Annotated in this window: 1 protein-coding gene; it reads right to left on the reverse strand. The window is 63.5% G+C overall.

The window, feature by feature from the left end; translation table 11 throughout:
- Nucleotides 1–1,340: glutamate synthase central domain-containing protein (locus EOC93_RS33480; RefSeq protein WP_281033179.1), on the reverse strand; the 1,340-nt coding region annotated here is incomplete at both ends.

The raw sequence follows: 1,340 nt of genomic DNA on the forward strand, positions 1-1,340 counted from the left end.
TCACCAGCTCCTCGCGGATCGGGTCGATCGGCGGGTTGGTGACCTGGGCAAAGTTCTGCTTGAAATAAGTGTAGAGCAGCTTCGATCTGTCCGACATCGCCGAGATCGGCGTGTCGGTGCCCATCGATCCGACCGCTTCCTGTCCGGTGGTCGCCATCGGCGACATCAACAGCTTGGTGTCTTCCTGGCTGTAGCCGAACGCCTGCTGGCGGTCGAGCAGCGAAACGTCCCTGCGCAGCGCGCGTGGCTCGACCGGCTTCAGGTCTTCGAGGATGAGCTGGGTGTTGGCGAGCCAGCTCTTGTAGGGATGCCTGGTCGCGATCTCCGACTTGATCTCCTCGTCGGAAACGATGCGGCCCTTCTCCAGGTCGATCAACAGCATGCGGCCGGGCTGCAGCCGCCACTTCTTGACGATCCTTTCCTCCGGCACCGGCAGCACGCCGGCCTCCGAGGCCATGATGACACGATCGTCGTCGGTGACGATGTAGCGTGCCGGGCGCAGCCCGTTGCGGTCGAGTGTGGCGCCGATCTGGCGTCCGTCGGTGAAGGCCACCGCCGCCGGCCCGTCCCACGGCTCCATCAGGGCAGCGTGGTATTCGTAAAAGGCCTTGCGGTCCTGTCCCATCAGCTTGTTGCCGGCCCAGGCTTCCGGGATCAGCATCATCATGGCGTGGGCGAGCGAATAGCCGCCCTGCGTCAGGAACTCGAGCGCATTGTCGAAGCAGGCGGTGTCCGACTGCCCTTCGTAGGAAATCGGCCACAGCTTGGAGATGTCGTTGCCGAACAGTTCGGAATCGACCGAGGCCTGCCGTGCCGCCATCCAGTTGACGTTGCCGCGCAGCGTGTTGATCTCGCCATTGTGGGCGACCATGCGGTAGGGATGCGCCAGCTTCCACGACGGGAACGTGTTGGTCGAGAAGCGCTGGTGGACCAGGATCAGCGCCGTCTCGAAACGCGGGTCGGTGAGGTCCTTGTAGTAGGCGCCGACCTGATAGGCCAGGAACATGCCCTTGTAGACGATGGTCCGCGACGACATCGAGACGACATAGAAGCCGTTGTCGACGCCTTTGGTCTCCTCGTGGATACGGCCGGAAACGACCTTGCGCAGGATGTAGAGCCGCCGCTCGTAATCGTCGTCGTTCTCGATCTCGGCGCCGCGGCCCAGGAACACCTGCCGGTGCACCGGCTCGGAAGCGGCGATGTCGGGCGCCTTGGACAGCGATGAATTATCGACCGGCACGTCGCGAAAGCCGAGCAGTGGCTGGCCTTCGAGCTGCGCCACCTCGGCGATAATGCCTTCGATGTGCGCCTGAAGCTCAGGAGAGCGCGGCATGAACACA

The sequence above is a fragment of the Mesorhizobium sp. M6A.T.Ce.TU.002.03.1.1 genome, assembly GCF_003997275.1.
Classification (GTDB): Bacteria; Pseudomonadota; Alphaproteobacteria; order Rhizobiales; family Rhizobiaceae; genus Mesorhizobium; species Mesorhizobium mediterraneum.